General features: G+C 62.5%; 6 protein-coding genes. 3 read left to right on the forward strand and 3 right to left on the reverse strand.

Annotation, left to right across the window (positions count from 1 at the left end; genetic code table 11):
• On the forward strand, window positions 1-274 hold a 274-nt coding region (locus AC2VON_RS20870; protein WP_486954623.1), incomplete at its 5' end, for a GlcG/HbpS family heme-binding protein.
• Window positions 275-303: 29 nt separating this feature from the next.
• On the opposite strand, the gene AC2VON_RS20875 is transcribed toward AC2VON_RS20870, so the two are convergent.
• Window positions 304-510: an SDR family oxidoreductase gene (locus AC2VON_RS20875; RefSeq protein WP_486954624.1), complete on the reverse strand. Its 207-nt coding sequence runs from the start codon at window positions 508-510 to the stop codon at window positions 304-306.
• A gap of 290 nt (window positions 511-800) precedes the next feature.
• Between AC2VON_RS20875 and AC2VON_RS20880 the strand changes: the two genes are divergently transcribed.
• Together AC2VON_RS20880 and AC2VON_RS20885 are read left to right on the forward strand one after the other, a co-directional pair.
• Complete coding sequence (locus tag AC2VON_RS20880) at window positions 801-1,043, forward strand: tautomerase family protein (RefSeq protein WP_486954625.1); 243 nt, start codon at window positions 801-803, stop codon at window positions 1,041-1,043.
• Entirely contained in the window at window positions 1,043-2,482 is a 1,440-nt protein-coding gene (locus AC2VON_RS20885) for an aldehyde dehydrogenase (protein WP_486954626.1), read from the forward strand. The genes AC2VON_RS20880 and AC2VON_RS20885 overlap by 1 nt, the downstream gene beginning before the upstream one ends.
• Before the next feature lie 204 nt (window positions 2,483-2,686).
• On the opposite strand, the gene AC2VON_RS20890 is transcribed toward AC2VON_RS20885, so the two are convergent.
• Window positions 2,687-3,463, reverse strand: coding sequence for an IclR family transcriptional regulator (locus tag AC2VON_RS20890; RefSeq protein WP_486954627.1), 777 nt, complete (start codon window positions 3,461-3,463; stop codon window positions 2,687-2,689).
• Between the two features lie 288 nt (window positions 3,464-3,751).
• Window positions 3,752-3,988 carry a hypothetical protein gene (locus AC2VON_RS20895; RefSeq protein WP_486954628.1) on the reverse strand — a complete coding sequence of 79 codons (237 nt, stop codon included), beginning with the start codon at window positions 3,986-3,988 and terminating at the stop codon, window positions 3,752-3,754.
• Between the last annotated feature and the right edge of the window lie 365 nt (window positions 3,989-4,353).

Below are 4,353 nucleotides of genomic sequence, written 5' to 3' on the forward strand. Positions count from 1 at the left end.
CCGGATGGACGGTGCTCCGCTGCTGTCTGGTCAGCTCGCACAGGACAAGGCCTACACCGTCGCAGCTTTCGGACTGCCGACCCACGAGTGGTTCGAGGTGATCAGGGACGAGCCGGCACTACTGCACGGCATCGTCAAGACGGACCGATTGATCGTATTCGGCGGCGGCACTCCGATTCGAGTCGACGGAGAACTCGTCGGGGCTGTCGGTGTTTCGGGTGGAAGCTCGGATCAGGACCGCCAGGTCGCGGAGGCAGCAGCGAGCGTCATCTGAATTTCGTTGTTCCACAACGGACGCGCGACTCAGTGGGCAGTCCAGCCGCCATCGATACATAACGAGGTGCCGTTGATCAAAGCGGCTTCTTGGGAGCAAAGATAGACGGCCAGCTCCGCGACCTCTTCTGGCTCGAGGAGCCGCTTGACCGCACTTTCGGTAAGCATGACCTGGTCGATAACGTCGGATTCGGAGATTCCCCGGCTCGTTGCCTGTGCTGCAATTTGTTTCTCCACCAGCGGCGTACGGCATCTCCATCCGCGACATCCTGCTCAAACTGTGCACGGCCATCGCGAAACCCACCACCGCGGCGGCGGTGAAATCGCTTGCCGTAATCGCTTTGTTGTGCATTCTCCCTTCGTGTGTTTTCTAGAGGCGCTCCGCGCTGTCCCGGTCCATAATCCGACAGGCAAAGGTTCGCCGAATTTGGCGTGTTCCGCGACTGGGAACACAGTGCACCGCAGGTGCGGGAAGCGGCTTATGGTCGGTGAGAGTTGGGCTTGCCGTCGAACAGGAAGGCGTGGAAATGCCATTGGTCGAGGTCACCCTCACCCAAGGACGTACTCCCGAACAGATCCGGGCTTTGATTCACGAACTGACTGGAGCGGTGCAGCGGGCTATTGCTGCACCGGCTGCCAGTATCCGGGTGGTAGTCCGAGAGGTGCCCCCAACTCATTGGGCCGCCGGCGACGTGACCATCGCGGAGCGGCGTGAACAGGCAAACGTGACAGATACGCCTGCATCTAATCATCCGAAGCGGAGCGAGTGATGACTTCGGAAAGCTCCTTCGGTCATATTATCGATGGCGAAGAGGTCGGCTCGCTCGACGGGGCGACATTCGACAGCGTCGACCCCTGGTTGCGCGAGCCGTGGGCCGATATCGCCTTGGGCGGCAAAGCCGATGCCGACCTCGCGGTAGCCGCGGCGCGTAAGGCCTTCGACGAGGGACCATGGCCCCGAATGGGCTTCACGGAGCGTGGCGCGATCTTGCACAGGTTGGCGGATCTGATCGAGGAGCACGCCGCCGAACTCGGCATGGCTGATACCCGTGACATGGGTAAACCGATCAGACAGGCACGCGACAACGACGTCTCGAGGTCCGCGCTGAACTTCCGGTTCTTCGCCGACCATGCCCGGCTGTCGACCGGTGAGGTGCTACCGATGGATGGCGGCCACCACACGTACACCAGGTTCGACCCGGCCGGTGTGGTGGCGGCGATCGCGCCGTGGAACTTCCCGTTGATGCTTGAGACGTGGAAAGTTGCGCCGGCGTTGGCCTGGGGCAACACGGTGGTGTTGAAGCCGGCCGAGGACACGCCGGCCTCGGCGACGATCCTGGCTCGGCTCGCGCTGAAGGCGGGTATGCCGGTCGGGGTGCTCAACGTGGTCCACGGGTACGGCCCGAATTCTGCGGGTCAGGCGCTGACCGACAATCCGGCGGTCGACCGGATCACGTTTACCGGTGAGTCCGGCACCGGCAAGACCATTGCGCGAGCTGCTTCGGCACATCTGATCCCGGTGAGCCTGGAATTGGGCGGAAAGGGCGCGAATCTGGTATTCGCTGACGCCGATCTCGACAATGCCGTCGACTGGTCCATTCGTGCGATATACACCAATACCGGGCAGGTCTGCCTTGCGGGCAGTCGGTTGTTCGTGCAGCGTCCGGTGTATGACGAGTTTTTGTCGCGCTTTGTCGCGGCCGCCGAGGCGATGGTCATCGGTGACCCAAAACAGGAGACCACCCAGATTGGTCCGCTGGCCTCAGAAGCGCACTACCGCAAGGTGAAGTCGTACATCGATTTGGTGCCGAGCGAAGGCAAGTTGCTCACCGGCGGCCTCGGTGAAGGCTGGGTGGTGAAGCCGACGGCCGTCGTGGATATCGCTCCTGATGCCCGCCTGTGCCGCGAGGAGATCTTCGGCCCGGTCGTTGTCATCGTTCCGTTCGATACCGAGAACGAGGCGGTCGGACTTGCCAACAACACCCCCTATGGTCTCAACGCGATGCTGTTCACCGATAACCTGCACCGCGCGCACCGGGTAGCGGCGGTACTGAAGGCAGGCACCGTCTGGGTCAATTGTTTCTTCATCCGAGACCTGCGCGCCCCGTTCGGCGGGATGGGCGATTCCGGGGTTGGTAGAGAAGGCGGTAACTTCAGCCGGGAGTTCTTCACCGAGCCGAAGGCCATCGTCATGCAGATAGACCGGTAGTGAAGCGATGGCGGGCGAAGCCAGCTCTTACCCGCCAAAAGGCGCACATCAGCCACCGGCTTTCTCACAACCGATACCGGCGTACATAGCCGACGTCGGGCAGGCTCTTCGTGGTGCGGTGAGTCGTCAGCGGCAGCATGGCGAAGAGGTGGCGTTGGCCCGGGTATACCGGCTACCGATCCTCGGCGATGCCTGCTAACGCCTCTAAGTTATCCGGCGACCCAACTGCCGGGTAGCCTCCACGAGCAGCCGGGTCAACTGGGGTAGGGAACGTTCCATCGTCTCAGTGGGGCCCACTATCGACAGCGCGGCGACCAGTCTTCCGGTGGAGTCAAAGATGGGTGCGGCCACGGACATGACCCCGGCGAGGACCTCGTCGCGGTTGATCGCGACGCCCTCGGAGCGGACCTTGGCTAGCGTCGCGTCCCATTGAGCGGCGGACTGCACCGAGTTGGAAGTAATCGACGGGAACCCGACGCGACGCCGGGCCTCGGCGACAGCGGGATCGAAGGCGGCCAGTACCTTTCCCGTTGCTGAGCAGTGCGTCGCGAATCGTCGTGGCAAGACAGCGTCAAGCAGGTAGAGCCCTTCGCGGCACTGCAACCGCTCCAAATGCACTACGTCAGCTCCGTCGGCCACGCCAAGATGGGTGGTGTGGCCGGTGCGCTGACGCAGGTCATCCATGATCGGCAGCGCCGCCTGACGCAAGCGGCTGCGGCTAATCGACAGTTGGCCGAGCTCATAGAGGTGCAGGCCCAAGCGGTATCGTCCGGTAGCGCTATTGCGTTCGACGAAGCCTCGGCTGGCCAACGTGCTGAGCATGCGGTGGGCGCTGCTCTTAGCCACCCCCAGGCTGCGCGCCACCTCCGACACACCCAGCTCGTCATCGGTAAGGAAACAGTCGAGCACATCCAGCGTATTGGCGACCGACTTCAACGGATCATCACGAAACGCGACTACCGCATCGTCAGCGACGCTCATGTCAACTCCCAGGGGATACTGGCTACTTCTCCGACGGCTACATACTATGGCACAGGTCACTGTAGAAGGGACCACGTTGTGCGGGTACGGCACATGAGGCCCGAATGATGGGTTTACGCTCTGCACCTCCGCTAGCTCACTCTGCGTATTCCGTTACGTTGAAGGTCTTCTGCGACGCTGAAGATCGGCCAGACCCGACTAACGGACCCGTTTGCTTTGCCACAGCTCGCTCTTTTACCGGTTCGCACGGTGGATTCCTTGCAACCTAAGACCTTCCTCGGCCAGCACCTAACGCGCCCCGGATCCGGGCCCTCGCCAACTACTAGGGGTCGTGCCGGCCAGCTGGCCGCGGCCAGCGGCGAACAGCCTCACCGGATGGGCGCCCGCGACGCCGTCGATGAGATCAGCGAAGGTGGGCTCGATGATGACGTGCACCCCATGGGCTAGATCGGACTCGGTGCCTGACAACGCGGCTTGGGGGAACGGGTGGCAACCCACGCCGGAAACAACGCCTCTGGTTGGCACGCGGCCAGGGTGCGGCACCCGGCCTGCGCGCGGCGATGGCACAGGATGCAGCGGGTTCCATGACACGTGGCATCAGATCCATCGGCGGGAAATGAGGCTCGTCCAAGCCCACGCAGCCAGCCAGCCGCTATGCGTTCCTTGTTGCGGAACGTTTGGCAGGCTGTCGACGGCGACGTGCAAGTGTGATTTCGAGCACGCGATAAGAAAGTCGCCATCATCCGGCGCACGCGCTCCAACGGAAAGGAAATCGACGATGCCCCAGCTGGCCCGTTCTGAATGGTATGACCTGACCCGCGACATGAACTGGGAGCTGTCCTACGTCACCGAGGACCAAGTGTTTCCGGAGGATTTGTCGAAAAGTTTCG

Source organism: Mycobacterium sp. TH-M82 (genome assembly GCF_057473605.1).

Excerpts from the sequence above, each read along its gene's own strand:
- AC2VON_RS20880 (WP_486954625.1), top strand. The coding sequence starts at position 801 with ATGCCATTGGTCGAGGTCACCCTCACCCAAGGACGTACTCCCGAACAG.
- AC2VON_RS20885 (WP_486954626.1), top strand. The coding sequence starts at position 1,043 with ATGACTTCGGAAAGCTCCTTCGGTCATATTATCGATGGCGAAGAGGTC.
- AC2VON_RS20890 (WP_486954627.1), bottom strand. The coding sequence starts at position 3,463 with ATGAGCGTCGCTGACGATGCGGTAGTCGCGTTTCGTGATGATCCGTTG.